Consider the following 25,094-nt stretch of genomic DNA (forward strand, 5'->3'; position numbering starts at 1 on the left):
CCGACGTGCCGACGGCGGGCAGCGCGGCACGCACCGCCCTGCGCGACGCACCCGCCGCCGCGGCGCTGCTCGCCGCGGCATCCCTCGCACTCGATCGCGAGCCCCTCACCCCCGAGCTCGCCGTCGCGGTGCTCACGGGTCCGCTCGGCCGGCTCGACGGCGTCGGGCTGCGCCGGCTCCGCCTCGCGCTCCGCCACGAAGAGCTCGCCGGCGGCGGCGACCGCACGGGCGATGAACTGCTCGTCGAGGCGCTCTCCGCGCCCGGCGGGTTCGAGACGATCGATGCCGCCCCGGCTAGGCGCGCGGGGCGACTCGCCAAGCTCCTCGCGGCAGCGCGCGGCGTGGCCGAGAGCGGCGGCACCGTCGAAGAACTGCTCTGGGCACTGTGGAGTGGCAGCGGCCTCGCAACCGAGTGGGCGGCGCAGGCGGCCGGCACGGGCGTGCTCGCCGAAGAGGCGAACCGCGCGCTCGACGCCGCCGTCGCGCTCTTCGCGGCTGCCCAGCGGTTCGTCGAGCGCGAGCCCGAGGCGCCGGCTTCCCGCTTCGTCGACGAGGTGCTCGCGAGCGAGCTGCCCGAAGACTCGCTGGCACCGCAGCGCAGCGCCGAGACGGTGCTCGTCACCACGCCGCCCGCGCTCATCGGGCGCGAGTTCGAGATCGTCGTGATCGCCGGCCTGCAAGAGGGCGTCTGGCCGAACCTGCGGCCGCGCGGCACACTGCTGCACGCCGCGCTCCTGCCGAGGGTCGTCGCCGCGGCTCGCGCGGGTGCCCCGCTGCCCGCGCCCGAGTCGGTCGCCGAAGCACGGGCGTCGGTGCGCGGCGACGAGCTGCGTCTCTTCGCCCTCGCGGCATCGAGGGCCACCCGCCAGCTCGTGCTCAGCTGCACCGCCAACGACGATGAGCAGCCGTCGATGCTCATGGGCTACGCCACCCAGCGCATCGCGGGCTCGCGTCGTCGTCCGCTCCATCTCCGCGGACTCGTCGGCGCGTTGCGTCACGAGGCGGTCGCCTCCGCGTCGGGCGAGGCGCCGTCCGCGCTCGCGCTGCTCGCCGAGGAAGGCGTGCCCGGAGCGAACCCAGACGACTGGTATGGGCTCCGCGCCCTCTCCACCACGGCCCCGCTCGTCGACCTCGACGGCGATCCCGAGGCGCTCGTGCCCGTGTCGCCGTCGCAGATCGACCGGGCCGAGGAATCACCGCTCGGCTGGTTCATCGACCACGTCGCCTCGCCGCCGTCGGGCCTCGCCGCCTCGATCGGCACGATCGTGCACGCGGTCGTCGAAGAGGCGGGTGCCCGCGACGACGGCGACACGAGCATCGAGACGCTCTGGGCGGCCGTGGAGCTTCGGTGGCGCGAGCTCCGATTCGAGGCGGGCTGGGTCGCCGAGCGCGAGCGTCGCGGTGCGCGACGTATGGCCGAAGGGGCATCCGATTACCTCACGAACTTCGCCGACGACGGCAAGGTGCTGCTCGGCGCCGAGGGCCGGTTCACCCTCATCGTCGACCGAGTGCGCATCACGGGCACGATCGACCGCGTCGAGGCCTCGCCCGATGGCACGACCGTGATCGTCGACCTGAAGACAGGGCGCACGCCGCCCACGGCCGAACAGACCGCGGCCCACCCGCAGCTCGCCGCGTACCAGCTCGCGGCTCGAGCGGGCGAGGTGCCGCACGCCGGTCTGCACGGAGGGGCGAAGCTCGTGTACGTCGCGAAGCCCACTCGGGGCGTGGGCTACACCGAGCGCGCCCAGCAGCCGTTCGACGACGACCCCGAAGCGGCATTCCGCGAACGGCTCGCCGCGGTCGCGCGCACGATGGCCGGCGCCGAGTTCGAAGGTCCGGCCGAACTCGGCTTCCGCTCGCGATTCGGCGCGTGGCAGTATCGCGTGCACCTCGTGCCGGCGGTGTCGGCGTGAGCGCGGGCCTCAGCGCCAGCGAGATCGCCGCGCGCCTCGGCCTGCACGAGCCGACCCCAGAGCAACGCGCGGTCATCGAGGCCGACCCTCGCGGGCAGAGCATCGTCGTCGCGGGCGCCGGCAGCGGCAAGACCGAGACCATGGCGAATCGCGTCGTGTGGCTGCTCGCGAACGGCCACGTCGACGTGCCCGAGGTGCTCGGCCTCACCTTCACCCGCAAGGCGGCGGGCGAGCTCGCCGAGCGAGTGCGCGAGCGCGTGGCGCAACTCGTGGCCGAGGGCATCGCCGACGTCTCACTCGACCCCCTCGAATCCGCCTCCGTCGGCACGTACAACGCCTTCGCGAGCGCCATCTACCGCGAACACGCGATGCTCATCGGGCGCGAGCCCGACGCCGCCGTGCTCGGCGAGGCATCCGCATGGCAACTCGCCCGAACTGTGGTCGCTGCATCCGACGACCCTCGACTCGTCGAGCTCGACGCCTCGCTCGACCGGGTCACCGGCGCTGTGCTGGCGCTCAGCCGCGCCCTCGCCGAGAACGTCGCCGACAGTCGCGACGTGCGGGCGATGTCACGCGACTTCCTCGCAATGGAGGGGCTGCCCATCGAGGCGCCCCGCAAGCGCACGCCCTTCACGTCGTTCACCGACGCGCTCGGCGTGGTGGGCGCCCTGCCGCCGCTCCTCGAGCTCGCCGACGCCTACACGGCGGCCAAGCAGATGCGCGGGTACGTCGAGTTCTCCGACCAGGTCTCGCTCGCCCTCGAGATCTGCACGAGGAATCCCGAGGTCGTCGCCGCCCATCGCGAGCGCTATCGCACCGTGCTCCTCGACGAGTACCAAGACACCAGTGTCGTGCAGACGAAGCTGCTCGCGACGCTGTTCGGCGGGCAGCCGGTGATGGCCGTCGGCGATCCCGACCAGTCGATCTACGGATGGCGCGGCGCGAGTTCGGCGAATCTCGCGCGGTTCGGCGGCGACTTCGCCACCACCGGGGCGGCGGCGGTCTTCGACCTGTCGACGAGCTGGCGCAACCCGAGGGTCGTGCTCGACGCAGCGAACGCCCTCATCGCGCCGCTCGACGCCGGCATCCCGAAGGCGCCGCTCACCGCGTCGCCGTTCGCGGGCCCAGGTCGCCTCGAGTTCGCGTGGGCCGAGACGATCGAGCTCGAGGCCAATCACGTCGCGCGCTGGTTCGCGGAGCGCCTCACGCGGCGCGGCGACGGCCCGGCGCTCAGCGGCGCGCTGCTCTGTCGCACGTTCGCGAGCGTCGGCGTGTTCACGGCCGCACTCCGCGAACACGGCGTGCCGGTGCACGTGCTCGGCATGGCAGGCCTGCTCGACCAGCCCGTGATCGCCGACCTCGTGTGCGTGCTGCGGGTGCTGCACGATCCGACGGCCGGGTCCGAGCTCGTTCGCGTGCTCGGCGGCGCGCGGTGGCGCATCGGGCCAGCCGATCTGGCCGCGCTGCACGGCCTCGCGAAGTGGCTCGCCGATCGCGATTTCGCGGCTCGGCGCCTCGACGACGACGTGCGCGCTGGCCTTCGCGCCTCGATCGCGCCCGATGAGTCGCCCTCGATCGTCGACGCTCTCGACTACCTCCTCACCGCTCCCGACAGCCATTCGGCCCTCAAGGGCTTCAGCGAGACCGGGCTCGCCCGCATGCGACGCGCGGGTGCGCAACTGCAATCGCTGCGCCGGCGCGCGGGGCTCGGCCTCGTCGACTTCGTCAGCCTCGTGCAGCAAGAGCTGCTCCTCGACATCGAGGTCGCCGCGAACGCCGATCAGCCGCTCGGGAGGCCGAGCCTCGAGGCGTTCGACGAGCTGCTCGCGGGGTTCGTCGACGTCTCCGAACATCCGACCCTCGGCTCGTTCCTCGGGTGGCTCACCGAGGCCGAGCAGCGCGACCGGCTGGCGCCGCGGCGCGACGAACCCGAGCCCGGCGCCGTGCAGGTGCTCTCGATCCACGGGTCGAAGGGGCTCGAGTGGGACGTCGTGGCGATCCCCCGCATGGTCGAAGACGAGCTGCCGTCCAAGCCGAGGTCGGCGAAGGGATGGCTCGCATTCGGCGAGCTGCCGAACGACTTCAAGGGCGACCGCGACGAGTTGCCCGAGCTGCAGTGGCGCGGCGTGCAGAGCCAGGCCGGGTTCGACGAGGCGGTCACTGCGTTCGCAGCCGAGAATCGCGAACGGCACGCCGCTGAAGAGCGCCGCCTCGCCTACGTCGCCCTCACCCGTACTCGTGCCGACCTCCTGCTCACCGGGTCGTGGTGGTCGACGCAGAAGGCGCCGCGACAGCCGAGCCCCTTCATCCGCGAGCTCGTGCACGCCGGTGTCATCGAGCCGGGCCGGCTGCCCACGGCGCCCGAGGCCGATGAGAATCCGCGCGGTGACGTCGCGGAGCGTGAACGCTGGCCGCTCGATCCGCTCGGCGCGCGGCGATCGGCGGTCGAGGCCGCAGCTCGCGCCGTGCGTGCCGCGGCCGAGGGTCCGAGCGGCGCCGGCATCGGGCCGCGCCTCGCCGAGCAGATCCGCCTCCTCCTCGAGGAGCGGCGCCGTCGCGCCGACGGCCCGGGCACCCCCGACATCCCGGCACGGGTGCCGGCGTCGAGATTCAAGGACTACGTCGACGACCCCGCCGCCGTCGCCGCCCAGCTCCGGCGCCCCATGCCGCAGCGGCCGTTCCGCGCAACCCGCATCGGCACGCTCTTCCACGAGTGGGTCGAGCATCGATCAACCGGCGAGGGCGAAGCCGCGGCGATCGATGCGCTCGATGGTATCGGCATCGGCATCGGCATCGGCGTCGGCATCGGTGCCGGTGGGGGAGCACCGGGAGAGTCGGGCGACGCCCGCGAATCCGGTCTGTATGTCGCGGATGCCGCCCCCGAGCGCCTCCGCGCCCTGCAGGCCACGTTCGCGGCATCGGAGTGGGGCACCCGCAAGCCCATCGCGGTCGAGCTCGAGCTGCACCTGCCGATCGGCGGAAACGTCTTCGTGTGCAAGCTCGATGCCGTCTACGAGGTCGAGCCGGGCACCGAGCTCGCGGCGCGCGGCATCCGATACCAGCTCATCGACTGGAAAACCGGCAAGGCGCCTCGTGACGCCCGCGATCTCGAGCTCAAACAGACGCAGCTCGCGCTCTACCGGCTCGCCTACGCGAGCTGGGCGGGAGTCGCCCCCGAGATCGTCGACGCGGTGTTCTATTTCGTCGAAGACGACCGAGTCATCCGCCCCGAGCAGCTCTACGACGAAGCAGCGTTGCGGCGTGCCTGGGCGTCGGTCTCGGCGTCGGAGTCGAGGGCGTCGGCCTGACCCGGGCGAGCGGGCGGATTCGCATCGCCCCAGTCGCTCAGGTCGAGCGGGATCGGGGCCGTGGCATCCATCGGGGGCGTGTCCCGTTCGCCGGCGTCGCGGCGCTCGAGCTCCGAGAAGTCGTAGGTGTCGGTGAGCATGCTCGAACCGCCCTCGCGCGGCACGTGGTCGCGCGGCGTCTCGTCGAGCATCCGCTCGACGTCGCCGACCGTGAGGATCGGGCCGGTCTCGGGCGACAGCGGCTCGCTCGATCGGTCGTGCACGCTCTCGACGAGCCCGTCGAGCAGCCCGACCGCATCGTCGACGATCGACTCGTCGTGAACCTCAACCCCGTGCAGCAGCCATTTCGCCAGTTCGAGCTCACCGTAGAGCAGCGCCCGCTGCGGCAGGTGCGCGTCGGCGCCACCCTCGCGAGCCGCGATGTACGCCTCGAGCGCGCGCTCGGCGGCGGCCCCTCGCGACGTGAGCAACCAGTGCAGGTCGATCGCCGGGTCGCCGAGCGCGAGCGCGGACCAGCCGATGATGCCCGTGACCGTCTCGCCGTCGACGAGCATCGAGTCCGCACTCAGCGCGCCGTTGACGACCGTCGGGCGGAATCGCCAGAGCGCCTCGTCATCGGTGGCCTCCTCCCAGCGGCGAAGGATCGCGGCGGGCAGGCGACCGGTGTCGGCGGTGCGACCGATGAGCTCGACGACCGCATCGTGCGATTCCTCGGCGGTCTGCCGCGGCAACCCGGCGTCGGCGACGAACCCGCTCGGCAGGGCGTGCACGGCGGCGATCGCGAGGCCCACGGATGCCGCGAGCCGCTCGTGCGCGGTGAGCCCGTCGGCCGACTGCACGGCACCCGGCAGGTACTTCGTGACGATCGCGCGCGTGCCGTCGATCGGAGCCTGCCCGACATAGGTCGGCACGGCGAACGGGAGGCGCGCGCGGATTCCCGGCGTCATCGCGTGAAGCGCCACGAGGTCGGCCGACTGCTCGGACTCCGCGGCTTGGGAACGTGGAACACGGATGAGCAGGTGCTGCTCGTCGAGGGCGGTGAGCTCCACCGCATCGAACGCGCCATGGCTGCGGCGAGTATGCGGCCGAGCGGCGTTCACCTCGAGACCGGGCACCGCCGCCGTGGCCAACGCGGCTAAGGTGAGAGGGGGTCTGGCCATGGCACTCAGCTTAAGCAGGCATCTCCGCGAGCCGAGCGACCGCCACGCCTTCCGGCCGACTCCGACCGAGCAGCGAGAGGTGGTCCGTGACCGTTTCCACGTCCCCACCACTTGCCCGTGCGCCAATCGATCGTGATGGCAGGACGCGCGCCGACCCTGAGTTCGAGGCGCGATTCGACGCCGATCCGACCTCCCGCGTCGTGGCACTCCGGCTCGGCCGGGCGCTCCTCGCCGAGCGCATCGAGGGTTCGATGCCGGCGCTGGAGCTCCGGCATCCGAGTGAGCTTCCCGAGCCGGTGCTGCGCTGCTACCTCGGCCGTGCCGACGACGTCCTGTACGAGGTGCGGGTGTTCGACGAGGATGCCGCCGCCCTGATCGAACCCGAGGAGGCACGCTGGTCGGGCCTCCGGCAGGCCGTGCCCCTGCTCGGCGGGCGCGATGCAGCACTGGTCACCGAGGCGGTGGCGATGGCCACGTGGCATGAAGGACACGCGCATTGCCCGCGATGCGGCGCGACGACGGTGTCTGTGCAGGCGGGCTGGGCGCGGCGCTGCGAGAACGAGGGCAACCTGCTGTTCCCGCGCACCGACCCCGCGGTCATCGTGCTCGTCGTCGACGACGACGATCGGGTGCTCCTCGGGTCGAACGCGCTCTGGGAACCGCACCGCTTCTCGCTCCTCGCCGGCTTCGTCGAACCCGGTGAGTCACTCGAATCCGCAGTGGTGCGTGAGATCGGCGAGGAGGCCGGCGTGCTCGTCGACCGCGTCGAATACGTCGCGTCGCAGCCCTGGCCGTTCCCGGCGAGCCTCATGCTCGGCTTCACCGCACGCATCGCCGACGGAACTCCTGCCGCATCGGCGGCGGCCGACGGCGAGGAGATCATCGAACTCCGCTGGTTCACCCGCGACGATCTCGTCGCCTCGCTCGGCGACATCGCCCTTCCCGGCGAGACGTCGATCGCCCGGTGGTTGCTCGAGCGGTGGTTCGGCGGCCCGATCGACGGGGGCTTGCCGTGGTCGACGCGATGACCGCGTCATCCGACCCGCTGCTCGACGCCCTCGACGATGAGCAGCGCGTGGCGGCCGAGGCGTTGCTGGGCCCGGTGTGCGTGCTCGCCGGTGCGGGCACCGGAAAGACGCGCGCCATCACGCACCGCATCGCCTACGGTGTGTCATCGGGCGCCTACGACCCGGCGCGGGTCATGGCGCTCACGTTCACGTCGCGAGCTGCTGCAGAGCTCCGCGCGCGCCTGCGCGCACTCGGCGCGGGTGCAGTGCAGGCGCGCACGTTCCACGCCGCGGCGCTCGCGCAGCTGAACCACTTCTGGCCGCTCGTCGTCGGCGGACAGGCGCCGCGCGTGCTCGAGTACAAGGGGCGGCTGCTCGGGCAGGCGGCCGAGAAGCTGCGGATCAGGGTCGATGTGCCGACGTTGCGGGATGTCGCAGCTGAGATCGAGTGGCGCAAGGTGGCGGCCCTCGGCCCCGACGCCTACGAGGCGCGGCTCGCCACTCGCGGAGCGCCGGGGGCCCTGAGCGCCGAGCCGTTCCTCGCGCTCGTGCAGGCGTACGAAGATCTGAAGGACGAGCGGCGCATGCTCGACTTCGAAGACGTGCTGCTCGCGACGGCCGGCATGATCGAGTCCGAGGCATCCGTCGCCATGCACGTGCGGGAGAGCTACCGGCACTTCGTCGTCGACGAGTACCAGGACGTCTCGCCCGCCCAGCAGCAATTGCTCGAGCTCTGGCTCGGCGGCCGTCGCGACCTGTGCGTCGTCGGCGACGCGAGCCAGACGATCTACTCCTTCGCGGGAGCGAGCTCGCAGTACCTGCTCGACTTCGAGCGCCGGTTCGACGATGCGATCGTCGTGCGGCTCGAACGCAACTACCGCTCGACGCGCCAGATCGTCGGCGTCGCGAACCGGCTGATGCGCGGCCGGGCGGGCGCCCTGCGGCTCGAGGCCGTCGGCGACCGGCAGGGTGCCGAGAGCGGTGGGCGCGGCGCAGCGGATGCCGCGGCGATCGCCCCGCTCGCCGAGCCCACGGTCACCGCCTACGCCGACGAGCTCACCGAGGCCCGTGGTGTCGCCACCCGCATCCGATCGCGTATCGACGCGGGCACCCCGCCCGAGTCCATCGCCGTGCTCATGCGCGTGAACTCCCAATCGGCGATTCTCGAGCGCGCTCTCGAAGAGGTCGGCGTCGGCTCGCGGGTGCGGGGCGCATCGCGATTCTTCGACCAGCCCGAGGTGCGCGAGGCGGTGCACGCGTTGCGCGCGGCGGCGCTCACGATCGCCGGCGAGCCCCTGTTCAAGTCGGTGAGCGACGTGCTCCGCTCGATGGGGTGGACGGTGCAGCCGCCCGACGGGCCGGGTGCCGTGCGGGCCCGTTGGGAATCCCTCAACGCGATCGCGCGGCTCGTCGACGACGCCCCGGCGGGCACGACGTTCCGTGCCTTCGCCGACGAGCTGCGTGCTCGTGCCGAGGCTCAGCACGAGCCGACCGTGTCGGCCGTCACCCTGGCGACCCTGCACTCGGCGAAGGGCCTCGAGTGGGACGACGTCTTCATCGTCGGCCTCACCGAGGGCATGCTCCCGATCGCCTACGCGAAGGGGTTCGACGCCATCGACGAGGAGCGCCGCCTGCTCTACGTCGGCATCACGCGGGCACGGCGCCGGCTCGAACTGAGCTGGCCGCGCCAGAGCGGAACGCATCGAGGGGAACGGGAGCCGTCGCGGTTCCTCCAGGAGCTCGGCAACCGCACCCAGGGTGCGGGGAATGGCGCTGGAGCCGCGGCTCGCCGCCGAGCCTCTGGAGGGTGATCGACGCCGCAGCGAGGTCGGAGGTGCCACGCGAGATGCGGTCGTCGATGATCGACGCCGCGAGCGCCGCGGCATCGTGCGCGACACGAGCGGTGAGGCCCGCCGCTGCTCGCCCGGCGAGCTGTGCGGCGATCACCGGCCACGCCACGTCGGCGTCGCGCCGCGAGAGGTCGAGGCAGCGCAGGCACGGCCCGGCGCCCGGTTCGACGAGCGGGCCCACTCGCGTGCCCGACTCGTCGAAGACGAGCGAGAGGTGGGGCACGTCGCTGCGAAGCCATGGCAGGTAGCGCGGTGGCGGGATCACCCATGCGGCGGCGATCACCGCGAGGTCGGCGTGTTCCGGGTCGACCTCGTCGACTGGCGCGACGTCGTGGCCGAGCGCCGTGAGGTTCGAGGCGAGGCGCTGCGCCACGATGCCGTCGGCGTCGAGTGCAATCACCGCCCGGTGCGACGGGGCGACGGATGCCGCGTCATCCGTTGCGGCCTCGGGTTCGAACGTCGGCGCGAGCACGTCGAGCAATCGGGCGGTGTCGGCGGGGGAGCCGCCGAGGCCGGCCCCTATCGTCTGGAGCGTCGAGAGACGTGCGCCGTGGCGGAGGGCCGCGATGAGGCCGGTCTCGAGCTCGCCCGGATCGCGGAGCACGACACGCGGCATTATTGCGCCGAACTGCAGTTCGTGCGGCGAGCGCCACACGAGCGGGAGGGCCGGGTCGATGCGGGGGACCATGCGGAGAGCTTGCCCCAAGTGCCGCGGAGGCGGCGGCATCCGTCCACAGGGCCAGTCGACGTGACGGCGCTCGCCGCCTAGGGAGCCGGCTCCTCGCCGTCTTCGCCGGGAGCCGTGGGCGTCTCGCCGCGCAGCAGCTGCTCGAGCGCCTGGTCGAACTCGTCTTCGGCTTCGGAGCCCGCGTCGGCGCCCGTGAGTCGTGCGATGAGGGCGCTCGGGTCGTCGAGGTCAGCGGCCGTCGGCAACAGGTCGGGATGCGACCACAGCGCATCGCGCGCGTCGACCCCGACGGCGTCGGTGACTGCACGCCACATCGCGGTCGCCTCGCGCAACCGCCGCGGCCGCAGCTCGAGCCCTACTAGGGTTGCGAACGCGGACTCGGCCGGGCCGCCAGAGGCGCGACGGCGGCGGATGGACTCGGCGATCGCGTCGGACTTCGGCAGCCGTTCGGTGGCTGCGGCCGTGGCCGCGTCGACCCAGCCCTCGACGAGCGCGAGCATCGTCTCGAGCCGGGCGAGCGCCGCCTGCTGGGCCTCGCTCTTCGGGCGGATCAGCGCGCCGTTCACCACGGCGTTGCGCAGCTCTTCGGTGTTCGATGGATCGAAGCCCTCGGCGAGCTCTTCGAGCCGATCGGTGTCGATGTCGATGCCGCGGGCGAACGCGGTGATCGCGGTGATGAGGTGCAGGCGCAGCCACCTCGCGTGCCGGAAGAGTCGCGCATGCGCGAGCTCGCGCACCGCGAGGTAGAGCTCGACCTGGTCGGTGGGGATGTCGAGTCCCTCGCCGAACACGGCGGCGTTCTGCGGAAGGATCGCCGCGTGCCCGTCTTCGAGCAGCGGGATGCCGATGTCGCCGCCCGAGACGACCTCGGTGGCGAGCTGGCCGACCACCTGGCCGAGCTGCATGGCGAAGAGCGCGCCGCCGATGCCCCGCATCATCCGGCTCGCACCCTGGATCATCGATTGCAGCTCTTCGGGAGCCTGCTCGCTCATGACCCTCGTGAGGGAGTCGGAGATGCTGATGGCGACGGGTTCGGCCAGCTGCGACCAGATGGCGATGGTCGAGGCGACCCACGCGCGTCGGGTGAGCAGTTCGGGGGCGCCCGCCAGCGCTGAGAACGAGACCGCCTCGTCGAGCCAGAGCGAGGCCACCTGGAACGCCTGGTCGAGCCGGGCGCGCTCCTGGTCGGTGATCTGACGCTGGCCGGATGACGCTCGCTCCTCGCCCTGGCGCTGGGCGACGCTCCAGTCGATGCCATCGCCGGCCTGGTTCATCGCCTGCTGCAGTTGGCCGAACAGCGCGGCGATGCTCGCCGGATCGTTCGGGAGGCCGGCCGCCCCGGCGAGTTGCGACGGATCGATGCCGCCCGCGCCCGAGAGCAGCTCGCGGAGCATCTCCCGGAACTCGTCTTCGGGGCTCAGGTCGCCAGGCTCATCGTCTCGATCGGCCACTGCAGCCACCTCCCAGTCGCGTCTCGTCAACCGTAACGCGAGCGCATGGCCCGATGTCTGGGAAATGGCCTAGGCTGGCGTTCCGGGTGTCCGCCCTTCGCGAACAGCGCCGGGCCACGGGCCCGCACACCGGCGACGACACCCCGGAAGGAACGAACACGGATGGCCCTCTTCGCCGACGAGCCGTCACCTCATGCTCCGTCGTCGGCACGTGACGAGCGCCGCCCGTTGCGTGAACGAATCGGCTGGGCGTCCCTCACGATCGCCACGGCCGTCGCGGTGGTGTTCGCGCTGCTGCCGTCGCCCTACGTCATCGAACGACCGGGACCGGTCTACGACACGCTCGGCACGGCAGACCGCGACGGCGAGGCGGTGCCGCTCATCGAGATCCCCGACGAGCGCACCTATCCGACCGACGGCGAGCTCAACCTGCTCACCGTCTCAGTGGTCGGACTCCCCGGTCAGACCCCGAACTGGCTCGAGGTGCTCGCTGCGTGGCTGGATCGCACGCGCTCGGTCGTGCCGGTGGAGTCGGTCTTCCCGGTCGGGGTGAGCAACGAGGACCGCGACGCGCAGAACGAGGCGGCGATGGTCGACTCGCAGCATGACGCGATCGCCGCGGCGCTCGTCGATCTGGGCTACGACTTCCGACGAGACGTGACGGTCGCGGGACTGCTCGACGACTCGCCCGCCGACGGCGCGATCGCCGAGGGCGACGTGATCGTCTCGGTGAACGGCGGCGACGTGCATTCGGTCGACGAGCTGCGCCGGGCGGTGCAGGAGAACGGGCCGGATGCCGCGGCGTCGCTCGTGATCGCACGCGACGGCGTCGAGCGGACCGTCCAGATCACGCCCGCCGATCGCGATGGCACGAGCGTGCTCGGCGTCGGGGTGCGCATGCAGTACGACTTCCCGATCGACATCGAACTGCAGCTCGACAACGTCGGTGGGCCAAGCGCCGGCATGATGTTCGCGCTCGGCATCGTCGACAAGCTGACGCCGGGCGCCATGACGGGCGGCGAGATCGTGGCGGGCACCGGCACGATCGACTCGGCCGGCGAGGTGGGGCCCATCGGCGGCATCCGCCAGAAGCTCTGGGGAGCCTCGGATGCCGGAGCCGAGTGGTTCCTCGCCCCCGAGGCGAATTGCGGCGAAGTGGTGGGGCATGTGCCCGACGGCATCGAGGTCTTCGCCGTGTCGACACTCGAAGAGGCTCGCGCCGTGGTGGAGGATCTCGCCGACGGCACCGTGACCGGCTCCTACCCCTCGTGCACGGCCGGCTGAACAGCCGTTTCCAAGCGAACGAACCGTAGGATGGAATCTCGATCCCATCCCGACCGAACACGAGGCCGAGAGTGTCAGCACAGTCGCAAGAACCGAGGATGCCGCGCCGTCGTGCGCCGATCGCGATCACGATCGGGGTGGTCGCAGCCCTCGTCATCGCATTCTTCGTCTTCGCGGGCCTCTACGCCGACGTCCTGTGGTTCGACCAGCTCGGCTTCCTGCCGGTGCTCACCACCGAGTGGATCTCGCGCATCGTGCTCTTCGTCGTCGGCTTCGTCGCGATGGCGCTGCCCGTGTGGGCGTCGATCCAGATCGCCTATCGCACGCGACCGGTCTATGCGAAGCTCAACTCGCAGCTCGACCGCTACCAAGAGGTCTTCGAGCCGCTCCGCAGGCTCGCCATGTTCGGCATCCCTGTGGTGCTCGGCGTGTTCGCGGGTGTCTCGGTGTCGAGCCGGTGGGAGCTCACGCTCACCTTCCTGAACCGCACGCCGTTCGGCACCACCGACCCTCAGTTCGGGTTCGACGTGGGCTTCTTCGTGTTCGAGCTGCCCTACTACCGTTCGATCGTCGGCTTCGCCTCGGCGGTCGTGCTGCTCTCGGTGCTCCTCGTGATCGCCACGAACTACCTATACGGCGCGATCCGGGTGAGCGGCCGCGAGGTCGTCATCTCGAAGTCCGCGCGAGTGCAGATCGCGATCACGGCCGGCATCTACCTGCTCCTCCAGGCCGTCAGCATCTGGTTCGACCAGTATGCGACGGTGACCGAGACCGGCGAGCTGATCACCGGTGCTGCCTACACCGACGTCAACGCGACGATCCCGGGCCACGGCATCCTCGCGGCCATCGCCGCGGTCGTCGCGGTGCTGTTCTTCATCACGGCGGCCATCGGGCGCTGGCGTCTCCCGCTCATCGGAACGGCGCTCCTCATCGTGTCGAGCATCCTCATCGGCTCCCTCTATCCCTGGGTGGTGCAGCGCTTCCAGGTCGACCCGAGCGCCCGCACCCTCGAGGCGCCGTACATCCAGCGCAGCATCGACCTCACTCGTGATGCCTACGATGTCGCCGACATCGAGCAGATCCCATATGAGGCGACGACCGACGCCACGCCGGGCGCCTTGCGTGCCGACGCCGAGACCACGGCGAACATCCGCCTCATGGACCCGCTGCAGATCAGCGACGCGTTCGCGCAGCTCGAGCAGTTCCGGCAGTACTACCAGTTCCCCGACGCCCTCGACGTCGACCGCTACAACATCGACGGCGCGACGCAAGACACGGTCGTGGCCATTCGCGACCTCAACCTCGCCGGCCTCGGCGACGCCCAGACGTGGTTCAACACGCACCTCGTCTACACGCACGGCTACGGCCTCGTCGCCGCGGCGGGCAACCAGCGCTCGGTCGACGGCCAGCCGGTCTTCCTCCAGTCGAGCATTCCGTCGACGGGTGACCTCGGCGAGTTCGAGCCGCGCGTCTACTTCGGCGAGGAGTCACCCGAGTACTCGATCGTCGGCGCCCCCGACGGCAACGACCCGGTGGAGCTCGACTATCCCGCGGGCGGCGACGGCGGCCAGACCCAGACCACGTTCAAGGGCGAGGGCGGCCCGAAGCTCGACAACGTCTTCACCAAGCTCGTGTACGCCCTGAAGTTCCAGTCGGAGCAGATCTTCCTCTCCGACGTGGTCACGAACGAGTCCCAGATCCTCTACGACCGCGACCCGATCCAGCGCGTGCAGAAAGTCGCGCCCTACCTCACGCTCGACTCCGACGCGTATCCGTCGGTCGTCGACGGTCGAGTCGTCTGGATCGTCGACGGCTACACGCTCACCGACCAGTACCCGTACTCGAACAAGCAGAGCATGAGCGATGCCATCGCCGACAGCGAGGGCCTCGCGCCGACGCTCGCGTTCGACGAGGTGAACTACATCCGCAACTCGGTGAAGGCCACGGTCGACGCCTACGACGGCAAGGTCACGCTCTACGCGTGGGATGAGGAAGACCCCATCCTGCAGACGTGGCAGAAGATCTTCCCGACGACCCTTCAGCCGATGAGCGAGATGTCGGGTGAGCTCATGAGCCACGTGCGGTACCCGTCCGACCTGTTCAAGGTGCAGCGAGCGGTGCTCGGCCGCTACCACGTGACCGACGCGAGTTCGTTCTACTCGCGTGAAGACGCGTGGACCACGCCGAAAGACCCGACCGCCGGCGCCGGCAGCACGCTGCTGCAGCCGCCCTACTACCTGACGATGCAGATGCCCGGTCAAGACGACCCGTCGTACTCGCTGTACTCGTCGTTCATCCCCGAGGCCAGAGGCGAGCAGAGCCGGAACGTGCTCCGCGGGTATCTCGCCGTCGACGCCGACGCCGGAAATGTCGATGGTGAGCGCTCCGACGGCTACGGCAAGCTTCGATTGCTGACGTTGCCCGAAGACGACAACGTGCCCGGTCCCGGCCAGGTGCAGAACAAGTTCAACGGTGATCCGAGCATCTCGGCGCAACTGAACATCCTGAAGCAGGGCCAGTCCGAGGTCATCAACGGCAACCTGCTCACGGTGCCGGTGGGTGGCGGTCTGCTCTACGTCCAGCCGGTGTACGTGAAGTCCACCGGAGAGACGAGCTATCCGCTCCTCCAGAAGGTGCTCGTGGCGTTCGGCGACCACATCGCGTTCGAAGACACCCTCGACCTCGCGCTCGACGTGCTGTTCGGCGGCGAGTCCGGCGCCGAAGCGGGCGACAACGAGGTCGAGCCGGGCACCGAGCCGACGACGCCGCCCGAGGAGGGCGCTCCCACGACGCCCGAGACGCCGACCGACGAGGTGCAGGCGTTGCTGAACGAGGCATCGCAGGCGCTGAAGGAAAAGGAGGCCGCGCTCGCCAAGGGCGACTGGGCCGCCTACGGCGTGGCCGATGAGCGGCTCGCGGAGATCATCACGAACCTCATCGAGTTGACGTCCGCGACGTCGACGACGACCGAGTGAGCTGAGCACCGACCGCGGCCGACGGCAGAGCCATCGGCCGCGGCCGGCGCGGGCAGTGCGCGGTTCAGTCGAGCGGGCCGGACTCGGCCGCGCGCAGGACCCCGCCGAGTGTTCCGCCGAGCTCGTTGCGGTAGTCGCCCGAGAGATCCCACCACATGGCCCCGCCGTATCCTTCGGTCGTGAGCCAGTCCGCCTTCGCCGTGATCGACGACGGGTCGTCGAGGCTCCACCAGTCGCCGGTCGCGGCGTCGTAGCGCCACGAGGCCCCGACCTCGGCATCGAAGTACGCGTCACCGACGTCGCGGATCTCGAAGTACGGCTTCGTGCCGAGCGATCCTGCAGCGGGCTGCCACGCCTCTGAGCCGTTCGTGACGCCGCTCCAGCCGTGTCCGTAGGCCGCCAGGCCGGCGTTCAGCTGTTCGGGGCGAGCGCCGGCGTTCAGGTACATGCCGACCGCGACGTCGAGGCCCAGGCCCCAGTTCTGCGTGCCGTCGGGATGCAGGTTGCCCTGGTGTCCCGTGGTGTTCGGCACCCAACCGCCGTGGAAGTCGTAGCCTTGCACGTTGAGGAAGTCGACGGCCGCGAACAGCCGGGGATCGAGCCATCCGCCCTGCCCGGCGTTCCAGCCGCCGGCGGGCGCGAAGGCGGTGAGCAGGTAGTCCTCGCCGGTCACGGCGCCGTAGGCGTCGAGCTGCGCGCGGAACTCCTCCATGAGGGCGAGGAAGTTCTCATTGTCGGCCGGGGTCGCGTTGGCCGTCTCGCCTCCGGTGACCGGCCACTCCCAATCGATGTCGATGCCGTCGAAGATGCCGGCTGCCGAGCCGGGGCCACCCTTTCCGTCGATGACGGGCAGGTTGCCCTTCAGGTAGAGGTCGATGCACGAGGAGACGAGGGCCGTGCGGCCCTCGGGTGTCGCCGCGGCCGCCGAGAAGTTGTCGGACCAGGTCCAGCCGCCGAGCGAGATGAGCACTTTCGTCTCGGGGCTGCGCTCCTTGAGCTTGCGCAGCTGGTTGAAGTTGCCGGCGAGCGATTGCGTCGCCTTGTCCTTCTTCCCGTCGACGGAGTCGGCTGCCGAGACGAGCCGGAGGAAGTCGTTCTGCGCATCACCCTCGCCGGCGACGTCGAGGATGTCGCAGCGAAGGTCGGCGGTCACATTGCCGAAGGCGTAGTTCAGGTGCGTGACGTCGCGGATCGCGCCCGTGTCGAAGAGGCCCTCGATCTGGTAGTCGCGAGTGACGGGAGCGTCGGACATGAGGTAGCCGACGCTGCGATATCCGTTGATGTCGGCCGAGCCCGCGACGGGCGGCGGTTTCGATTGGCCGGGCGCGGCGAGAGCAGGGGAGGCGATCGCGGAGGCGGCGATCGCGGTGGCGGTGGCCAGCGTGATCGAGGCGCGGCGGAGCGTGCGGCGGCGTGGTGACATGGAATCCTCATCGGTCTTGTCGGGGGTGGGTATCCGACGAACTGGAGCGGTCTCGGGGACAGTACCAACGCGCGGGCGAGTTGGGAAGGGTTCCTAACAAAGTGGTGCATTCCGACAGCCGATACCCGTGTCGGCGGCGGAAAGCTACAGTCGCGTGCGATGCGATGTCGGGATGCCACAGGCGACCGCGGCTTCGATTCGACGGTGGCCGGGACGCGTGCTAGTGTTATCTCTTGTGCCGCGGGGTGGAGCAGTTCGGTAGCTCGCTGGGCTCATAACCCAGAGGTCGTAGGTTCAAATCCTGCCCCCGCAACCAACAAGTCCCGGTCAGATCCGTTTTTTCGATCCCCACAGAGGGAAAGGGGATGACTGACTCGGCACAAATCCGGCGCAGCCTAGGCTGCGCCGGATTTTTTCGTCGCTGCGCGATCGTTGAAAATCGGCTCGGCTCGGAGAAGGTCCGCCAAACGATCCTTCAGCGGGTCGAATGCCCAAGGCCTTACTCCTGGCGCGGTCGCCGCCATACGACAAGAGCGCCGAGCCACATGACGATCAGGCCGCCGGCGATTCCGAACCCGATCACGTTGAGGTCCAAGCCGGCTGCGAGCCGCCACACGCTGCCGTCGAGTCCGAGTTCATGGCCGAACATCGCGACAAGCTCGGTGGTTCCGACTGCGACGGCAACGATGACGGAGATCGCGGTGATGGCCAGGTTGTACCGAAGCTTGCGTGCGCCGTCGGCGAACGCCCAACCGTACGCGTAGCGCATCACCAGTCCGTCGGCGGTGTCCAGGAGGGACATGCCCGCGGCAAAGAGGAGCGGTAACGCCAGCAGGGTGTACCACGCGATCCCGGACGCGGTGCTGGTTGCGGCAAGGACCAGCAGGCCCACCTCGGTTGCGGTGTCGAATCCGAGGCCGAAGAGTACACCGAGCGGATACATCTGCCAGGGTGCGCGGATCGCTTGCATCACCGGTGCGAAGAGACGGGAGAGGGGGCCGCGGCTCGTCGCGTGCTCTTCCACCTGAGTCATCGTCATCTCACCCGAGCGCACCTGCCGATATGTTCGCCACGTCGATGCCAGCAGGACGACGTTGATTGCCGCAATGAATCCCAGGAACAGACCCGACACGGTTGTGCCCACGGCGCCGGTGACCTGGTGCAGCGCGGATTTTTCGTCCTGGAGCGGACCGGCCAAGGCACCCACGCCGAGCGCGAGCAGCACCACGAGCGCCAGCACGATCGTGGAATGGCCGAGTGAGAACCAGAACCCCACCGACAGGGGCTTCTTGCCGTCACTGAGCAGCTTCCGGGTCGTGTTATCGATCGCCGCGATATGGTCGGCATCGAACGCGTGCCGTAGGCCCAGGACGTAGGCGGTGAGCCCCACCCCGAGACTGAGAGACGCGCCGGCACCCGCTTCTCGCCCACCTTGTGCCAGGAGGACACTGAACCCCGCGACATGGAGGGCCAGAATGGCCCCAACCATCCCCGCGAGAGAGAGGCCGGTTCCGCGGCGATCAGAACGCGCTGACGCTGGGGCGCTGCTGCTCGCAGTCGACGACATCGGACTCAACACCACCGCGCCCGGGGAAAGACGAGTCATTCGACTGACCTGACCGAGTCAACCCCTCGAGGCGAGGACAACCCTCCTGCCGTGAGAGGCACGGCAGTGGCCACGGGGGGAACCGCAGATGACTTGGCTATCTCCGACCACGTCGCCCAGACGTCATCCATCGGCGACTCGTGCATGAGGTCGCCCAAGTGTCGTGCCACCGCCCCGGGCTGGTCGAGCAGCATCGCGCCAGGCTGGAGGTCAGGGCGAAATCCGACCGCGACTACCGCGTCCAGCACTCGCGCCGAGCCCAATATGCCTGGCTCAGGGAAGGACCCGTCGACGTCGAGGTCCTCGTTGAGCACTGGGCCGTCGGGATCCGTGATCGAGATGTGGGACGTGAGGCTCCCAGCCGTCTCACCCTCCCGACCCAGCACGATGGTCTCCCGGATGACAGCGCATCCACCCTGGTCAAGGTCGATCTGTGTGCGGCGCTCGACGCGTGCGCCCGCTGCGACGACCAGCGGCAAGGCACGCCAGAGGAGAGTTCCCCCTGATCCGACCCGCGCAACAAGCGTCAATTGAGAAGCCGACCTCGGAGCGCGATAGGCGACCATGCCGCCGACGTCTTCGAGTTCAAGGGTGCAGTCGGGCCCGACGTCCACCTCGACGTGAACCAGGTCGCCGCCGAGAAGGAGCATGCCGGCAGCGCTGAGAGCAACGTGCGCGGTGCCGGAGGTCCGTCCTACAAGGCGCGGAGCCAGGGCGCCGACCGCCAAGTCGACGTGCGCCCGGGGATGCCCGGCCCGCACCGCGATCCGCGTCGTCGTCATTTCCGAGTGTCGGAATGCGAGTGGACGTGATGCGGCGCACTCGCGTGGTGCTCGTCCCCGCTCGTCTCGTCGTGGGCGTGGACGAAGCCTCCTTCTGGGTGCTCTTCGTCGGCGTGGAAGTGCGGTGCCATCGGCCCGGGGTCCTGAGGCACGTGCGTGCCGCGCCGGTGGCTCTCGAGAACGCCGAGCACCCAGGCGCGCAGCGCAGCGATGGACGCGACGTCCGAGCGCGACAGCGCCAGGACTGCCCGGCCCTCGCGCGCCACCGACGCATCCGCCACCATTTGCGGCACGTCGACGCCGACGTACGGTGCCAGGTCGGTCTTGTTGACCACCAGCAGGTCGGCTCGGCCGATGCCCGGGCCGCCCTTGCGGGCCACGTCGCCGCCACCTGCGACATCGAGCACGAAGATCTGCGCGTCGACCAGCGCCGGTGAGAACGTCGCGGTGAGGTTGTCACCACCGGACTCGATAAGCACGACATCGAGGGGGGCGAAGTCACGCTCGAGGTCTTCGGCGGCGAGCAGATTCGTGGTGATGTCATCGCGGATCGCGGTGTGCGGGCACGCGCCGGTCTCGACGGCACGGATGCGCTCTGGCTCGAGCACTCCGGCCGAACGGAGGAATCGGGCGTCTTCGTCGGTGTAGATGTCGTTCGTGATCACCCCGAGCCGGAGCTCGTCTGCGAGGGAGCGGCACACGGTTGCGATGAGCGAGGATTTGCCGGTTCCCACGGGTCCGGCAACGCCCAGGCGCAGTGCACGGGTGGGGGTGTTCTCAGGCACGGAAGAGCCTCCTGGTGGTCAGGGCATGGGCTTCCGACCATGCCTCGCTTTGCGGCGCACTCGCCGCGGGGATCTGGTGGGCAGCGGTGATGCTCGACACTGCGGCGACCTGCGGCTCGATGGATGAGCAGGCTTCGAGCACCATCGCGACACCGTGCGCGGGATCGCCGGGTTCGAGCTTCAGGAGCGCGGCTACGGCGCATGCCATGTCGTCGTAGACGGTGAGCCGGACCAGGCTCTCGGCATCGATTCCCGCGTGTGCGGCGATCGCACCGAGCACGAGCGGCCGCGGCGGGGACTCGCCGAGGTGGTCGAGCGAGGATCGCACTTCGGGCCAGATCCGCCCGGCAAGCCGAAGAAGGCCGCGTCCGAGATCCTTCGAGGCATCACGGATCGCACGGCTCGGCGTGCGCGCAGCCCATGCCCGCTCGATCGGTGCCACCGGGATGCAGTCGAGCGCCCTGTGCCGGGCGAGCACAGCGGTGCCGGCATCCACCATGCCCGTCGTCCGCGCTCTGGCACGCAGGAACGCGGGCACGTCCGCGACCGGCATCCCCGCCAGCAGTGCCGGCTCCACCCCCGACGACTGCGCATGACCGCCGCTGGGGAGGCGCGCATCCGCCAGCAGCAGGCTGATCGTCTGTGGTGACGGCTGCATCAGAAGAGGTTGTACAGCTGGGCGAGGGGGAGGGATGCCGCGGGCGCCGGTTCGACGTCTTCGCCGTCGATCGCGATCTCGAACGTGTCGGAACGAATGCGGATCGCCGGCAGAACGTCGTTGTTCTTCATGTCGGCCTTGCCGATCTGACGCGTGGGCTCGACCGCAGCCAGGCGACGACGCAGGCCGAGCGTTTCGGCGAGGCCGGCATCGAGCGCCGCCGGCGAGACGTACGTCACCGACAGGTCCGCCCCGATCGTGTCACCGAAGGACGGTCGCATCATCACGGGCTGGGGCGTCGGGATGGAGGCGTTCGGGTCGCCGAGCGCGGCCCACGCGATCGCGCCGCCCTTGATGACGACGCCAGGCCGGACACCGAAGAACTTCGGGTCCCACACAACGAGGTCGGCCAGCCTGCCGACCTCGACCGACCCCACGTCATACGCGATCCCGTGAGCGATCGCGGGGTTGATCGTGTATTTCGCCACATAACGACGCGCGCGCTCGTTGTCTGCCGGCATCCCGCCGCCCAACTGGCCGCGACGGTGTTTCATGACGTGTGCGACCTGCCACGTGCGCGTGACCACTTCGCCGATCCGGCCCATCGCCTGCGCGTCGGACGAGGTCACCGACAGGGCTCCGATGTCGTGGAGGATGTCTTCCGCGGCGATCGTGGTGGCACGGATGCGCGACTCGGCGAACGCGAGGTCCTCCGGCACCGCCGGGTTGAGGTGATGGCAGACCATCAGCATGTCGAGGTGCTCGGCGACCGTGTTGACGGTGTGAGGGAGCGTCGGGTTCGTGGAACCGGGGATCACGTTGGGCAGCCCTGCGATCGAGAGGATGTCGGGGGCGTGACCGCCGCCGGCGCCTTCGACGTGGAACGCGTGGATCGATCGGCCCCCCATCGCTGCAATCGTGGACTCGACGAATCCCGCCTCGTTCAGCGAGTCCGAGTGCAGCGCGACCTGCAGGCCCCAGTCCTCGGCCGCCCGCAATGACGCGTCGATCGCGGCGGGGGAGGAGCCCCAGTCCTCGTGCACCTTGTAGCCGGCGGCCCCTGCGAGAGCCTGCTCCTTCAGTGCGGCCATCGACACCGTATTGCCCTTGCCGAGCAGCAGGACGTTGATGGGCAGGGGATCGAGCGCACGGTGCATGGCTGACAGATGCCACGCCCCCGGGGTGACCGTCGTCGCCTTGGACCCCTCCGAGGGCCCCGTGCCGCCGCCCACGATCGTCGTGATCCCGGTGGCGAGGGCCTCGTGGATCTGCGAGGGCGAGAGCAGATGGACGTGCGAGTCGATGGCGCCTGCCGTGACGATGCGTCCCTCACCGGAGATGACATCAGTGGACGGCCCGATGATCATGTCGATGCCGTCGCTGATGTCGGGATTGCCAGCATGCCCGATCCCGACGATGCGACCATCTCGGATGCCGATATCGGCGCGGATGATGCCCCACCAGTCCAGGATGATCGCGTTCGTGATGACGGTGTCGAGGGCGCCGTCCGCTCGCGTCGTCGTCGCCTGCGCCATGGACTCGCGGATCGACTTGCCGCCGCCGAAGACAGCCTCCTCGCCGCCGACGGTGAGGTCGCGCTCGATCTGGATCCACAGATCGGTGTCGCCCAGCCGCACCTCGTCTCCTACCGTCGGCCCGTAGATCGCTGCGTAGCGTGATCGGTCAAGCCAGACCATGGAGCAGCTCCTGTCCGTCGGCCTTGATCTGGATGCCGGGAACCCGGCGCGCCCCGCGCAGTGCCACGGCGTCGAGCGCCCGCGACGCGCCCGGCTCGAAGCGCTGCGACGTTCCGGAGGGGATGTCGAGGCGAAATCCGTGTGCGAGGGCACGGTCGAACTCGAGGGCCCCGTTCACGTCAGGGAGGTGGATGTGCGAACCGATCTGGATCGGGCGGTCGCCCGTGTTCACGAACACGAGCCGGATGCGCTCGGCCTCGCTGCGGTCGGCGTTGAGCTCGATGCGCCCCGGTTGGATTCGGTAGGCGCCAGGGCCTTGCGAGGAAGGGGATGCCACGGCGACTCCTCAGTCGATCGGGTGGTGGACGGTGATGAGCTTGCGACCATCCGGGAACGTCGCCTCGACCTGCACATCGGCGAGCATTTCAGGAACGCCCGGCATCACCTGATCACGCCTGAGCACGGTGCGGCCCTCCTGCATCAGCTCGGCGACGCCATGTCCTTCTCTGGCGCGTTCGATGACCCAGCACGACAGCAGGGCGACCGTCTCGGGGTGGTTGAGCAGGATGCCCCGCTCGAGCCGGTCGCGCGCGACCATCGCGGCGACCGACAGCAGGAGCTTCTCGGTTTCGGCGGGAGTGAAGTGCATTCGGGCCTCCGGCGGGTGATGTCAGAAGTGTGCCATATCGAGCCAGTTGGCCGGAGGTCATCGCCCGTCTGAGTCCCCGCACTCGGGCATGGAAGCCCGGAATCACGCCGATTTCACCGCGAAGTCCGGCTGATGGTTAACAGAATCGGAACAATCGAGAAATGTCAGAGTAATGCCACGGTCCCATGCTGGCACTACCGGAGCAGTCGGCGATCACGTTCCGCCGATCCAAACCGGCATGCGAAGCCCGGCACCACCCGACATCGAGACGCACGCACCACCGGACCACCCCCTGCACCACGCTCCGATTCACCGATCAGCTCGTTCCGTCACTCCCTCGGCACGCCCTCCTTTCGGCGTGCCCCGGAATGGTGCCGGGGCGACGGCGTCATTCGGCGTGCCTGCAGGACGCAGCATCCGATCCGAGAACGCATCACCTGCATCACACAGAAACGGAGATCCACATGAAAACGACACGAACTCGAAGGGTGCGCAGCCTGCTGGCGATCCCCGCCCTCGCGGCGGCGGCGACCCTCGTGCTCGCCGGCTGCGGTTCCCGCGCCGGCGACTCCGCGGAGCCGACAGGGTCCGGTGCCGCGTCTGAGAGCTGCATCGACACGTCCGGCGACACGATCAAGCTCGGCTTCCTCAACTCGCTGACCGGTGGCATGGCGATCTCGGAGCAGACCGTCTCCAACGTCCTGCACATGGCCGCGGATGAGATCAACGCCGACGGCGGCATCCTCGGCAAGCAGATCGAGTACGTCCAGGAAGACGGCGCCACCGACTGGCCGACCTTCGCGGAGAAGACCGAGAAGCTGCTCACTCAGGACTGCGTCGCCGCGATCTTCGGCGGCTGGACCTCGTCGTCCCGCAAGGCGGTCAAGCCGGTCGTCGAAGAGAACAACGGCCTGTTCTTCTACCCGGTGCAGTACGAGGGCCTCGAGTCGTCGCCGAACATCTACTACACCGGTGCGACCACGAATCAGCAGATCATCCCCGCGATGGACTACCTCGCCGCGCAGGGCGTGAAGACGCTGTTCCTGGCGGGCTCCGACTACGTGTTCCCGCGCACCGCGAACGCGATCATCAAGTTGTACGCCGCCGAACTCGGGATCGAGATCGTCGGCGAGGAGTACGTGCCCCTCGACAAGGATGACTGGACCACCCAGGTGTCGAAGATCGCCGCGGCGGACCCGGACTTCGTCTTCAACACGATCAACGGCTCGTCGAACGTCGGCTTCATCAAGGCGTACTACGACGCCGGTCTCACCCCGGAGACGACGCCGATCATCTCGGTCTCGATCGCCGAGGAGGAGGCGCCGGCCATGGGTCACGAGGTCACGGGCAACTACGCGTCGTGGAACTACTTCCAGTCGCTCGAGGCTCCCAACAACCCGGGCTTCATCGAGCGCTGGCAGGCGTACCCCGACAGCAGTGGGGTGACCTCCGACCCGATGGAGGCCGCGTACATCTCGCTGTACCTCTACAAGGCTCTGGCCGAGGCGGCCGGTTCGTTCGACGTCGACGAGATCAATGCCGCCGCTGCGGAAGGCGGAATCACCGTCGACGCGCCGGAGGGCGTCGTAACGCTGGACGGCGAGAACCACCACATCTCCAAGCCGGGCAACATCGGCAGGATCAACGCCGACAACCAGTTCGACATCGTCTGGTCGTCCGAAGGCTTCATCGATCCTGACCCGTACCTCGAGGGGTACGACTGGTTCCCCGCAGACGTCCGCGATGCTCTCGTAGCCGCCGCGGGCTGATCGCCTACTGGGCGTGGGGTCCCGTGCACACTCGGGTACGGGACCCCACGCTCTAGAACCCCCTACCAGAACTCCTCACCGTAAAG

General features: G+C 69.6%; 17 protein-coding genes and 1 tRNA gene. 8 read left to right on the top strand and 10 right to left on the bottom strand.

Annotated features, from left to right (window positions below):
• Together J7E25_RS10265 and J7E25_RS10270 are read left to right on the top strand one after the other, a co-directional pair.
• Positions 1-1,916: UrvD/REP family ATP-dependent DNA helicase (locus J7E25_RS10265; RefSeq protein WP_214870075.1), on the top strand; the 1,916-nt coding region annotated here is incomplete at its 5' end.
• Positions 1,913-5,224: an ATP-dependent DNA helicase gene (locus J7E25_RS10270; protein ID WP_214870076.1), complete on the top strand. Its 3,312-nt coding sequence runs from the start codon at positions 1,913-1,915 to the stop codon at positions 5,222-5,224. The genes J7E25_RS10265 and J7E25_RS10270, both read left to right, overlap by 4 nt.
• Here the strand turns inward: J7E25_RS10270 and J7E25_RS10275 are convergent.
• Positions 5,155-6,384 (bottom strand): phosphotransferase, encoded by a 1,230-nt coding sequence (locus tag J7E25_RS10275; RefSeq protein ID WP_214870077.1) that lies wholly within the window; start codon positions 6,382-6,384, stop codon positions 5,155-5,157. The two genes, J7E25_RS10270 and J7E25_RS10275, sit on opposite strands and share 70 nt — an antisense overlap.
• Positions 6,385-6,470: 86 nt before the next feature.
• Here J7E25_RS10275 and nudC point away from each other — a divergent pair, with 86 nt between their 5' ends.
• Positions 6,471-7,412 carry an NAD(+) diphosphatase gene (nudC, locus tag J7E25_RS10280; protein WP_214870078.1) on the top strand — a complete coding sequence of 314 codons (942 nt, stop codon included), beginning with the start codon at positions 6,471-6,473 and terminating at the stop codon, positions 7,410-7,412.
• Positions 7,409-9,202 (top strand): ATP-dependent helicase, encoded by a 1,794-nt coding sequence (locus J7E25_RS10285; RefSeq protein ID WP_214870079.1) that lies wholly within the window; start codon positions 7,409-7,411, stop codon positions 9,200-9,202. Before nudC ends, J7E25_RS10285 begins: the two co-directional genes overlap by 4 nt.
• Before the next feature lie 804 nt (positions 9,203-10,006).
• On the opposite strand, the gene J7E25_RS10290 is transcribed toward J7E25_RS10285, so the two are convergent.
• Positions 10,007-11,323, bottom strand: a complete 1,317-nt coding sequence (locus J7E25_RS10290) for a zinc-dependent metalloprotease (RefSeq protein ID WP_214870580.1) — start codon at positions 11,321-11,323, stop codon at positions 10,007-10,009.
• 219 nt (positions 11,324-11,542) lie between these two features.
• Between J7E25_RS10290 and J7E25_RS10295 the strand changes: the two genes are divergently transcribed.
• Both J7E25_RS10295 and J7E25_RS10300 read left to right on the top strand, forming a co-directional pair.
• Positions 11,543-12,664, top strand: a complete 1,122-nt coding sequence (locus J7E25_RS10295) for a PDZ domain-containing protein (protein ID WP_214870080.1) — start codon at positions 11,543-11,545, stop codon at positions 12,662-12,664.
• Between the two features lie 98 nt (positions 12,665-12,762).
• The gene (locus J7E25_RS10300) at positions 12,763-15,639 is read left to right on the top strand and encodes a UPF0182 family protein (RefSeq protein WP_214870081.1); all 2,877 of its coding nucleotides are present in this window, start codon (positions 12,763-12,765) and stop codon (positions 15,637-15,639) included.
• A gap of 64 nt (positions 15,640-15,703) precedes the next feature.
• On the opposite strand, the gene J7E25_RS10305 is transcribed toward J7E25_RS10300, so the two are convergent.
• A complete protein-coding gene (locus J7E25_RS10305) occupies positions 15,704-17,062 on the bottom strand; it encodes a glycoside hydrolase family 18 protein (protein ID WP_214870082.1) in 1,359 nt (452 codons plus the stop codon).
• A 239-nt stretch (positions 17,063-17,301) separates the two neighbouring features.
• Here J7E25_RS10305 and J7E25_RS10310 point away from each other — a divergent pair.
• Positions 17,302-17,378, top strand: a tRNA-Met gene (locus tag J7E25_RS10310).
• A 183-nt stretch (positions 17,379-17,561) separates the two neighbouring features.
• Here the strand turns inward: J7E25_RS10310 and J7E25_RS10315 are convergent.
• The 7 genes from J7E25_RS10315 to J7E25_RS10345 all read right to left on the bottom strand — a co-directional run bounded on the left by J7E25_RS10315 (position 17,562) and on the right by J7E25_RS10345 (position 23,239).
• The gene (locus J7E25_RS10315) at positions 17,562-18,452 is read right to left on the bottom strand and encodes a HoxN/HupN/NixA family nickel/cobalt transporter (protein WP_214870083.1); all 891 of its coding nucleotides are present in this window, start codon (positions 18,450-18,452) and stop codon (positions 17,562-17,564) included.
• A gap of 212 nt (positions 18,453-18,664) precedes the next feature.
• Entirely contained in the window at positions 18,665-19,450 is a 786-nt protein-coding gene (locus J7E25_RS10320) for an urease accessory protein UreD (RefSeq protein ID WP_251038986.1), read from the bottom strand.
• Positions 19,447-20,235 (bottom strand): urease accessory protein UreG, encoded by a 789-nt coding sequence (gene ureG, locus J7E25_RS10325; protein WP_308164496.1) that lies wholly within the window; start codon positions 20,233-20,235, stop codon positions 19,447-19,449. The genes J7E25_RS10320 and ureG overlap by 4 nt, the downstream gene beginning before the upstream one ends.
• Positions 20,228-20,893 carry an urease accessory protein UreF gene (locus J7E25_RS10330; protein ID WP_214870084.1) on the bottom strand — a complete coding sequence of 222 codons (666 nt, stop codon included), beginning with the start codon at positions 20,891-20,893 and terminating at the stop codon, positions 20,228-20,230. The genes ureG and J7E25_RS10330 overlap by 8 nt, the downstream gene beginning before the upstream one ends.
• Complete coding sequence (locus J7E25_RS10335; protein WP_214870085.1) at positions 20,893-22,590, bottom strand: urease subunit alpha; 1,698 nt, start codon at positions 22,588-22,590, stop codon at positions 20,893-20,895. The genes J7E25_RS10330 and J7E25_RS10335 overlap by 1 nt, the downstream gene beginning before the upstream one ends.
• Positions 22,577-22,927: an urease subunit beta gene (gene ureB / locus J7E25_RS10340; protein WP_214870086.1), complete on the bottom strand. Its 351-nt coding sequence runs from the start codon at positions 22,925-22,927 to the stop codon at positions 22,577-22,579. The genes J7E25_RS10335 and ureB overlap by 14 nt, the downstream gene beginning before the upstream one ends.
• Before the next feature lie 9 nt (positions 22,928-22,936).
• Positions 22,937-23,239: an urease subunit gamma gene (locus J7E25_RS10345; RefSeq protein ID WP_214870087.1), complete on the bottom strand. Its 303-nt coding sequence runs from the start codon at positions 23,237-23,239 to the stop codon at positions 22,937-22,939.
• A 464-nt stretch (positions 23,240-23,703) separates the two neighbouring features.
• On the opposite strand from J7E25_RS10345, the gene urtA reads away from it, so the two are divergent.
• Positions 23,704-25,008: an urea ABC transporter substrate-binding protein gene (urtA, locus tag J7E25_RS10350; protein WP_214870088.1), complete on the top strand. Its 1,305-nt coding sequence runs from the start codon at positions 23,704-23,706 to the stop codon at positions 25,006-25,008.
• Positions 25,009-25,094 lie beyond the last annotated feature (86 nt).

Source organism: Agromyces sp. ISL-38 (genome assembly GCF_018613935.1).
GTDB lineage: Bacteria > Actinomycetota > Actinomycetes > Actinomycetales > Microbacteriaceae > Agromyces.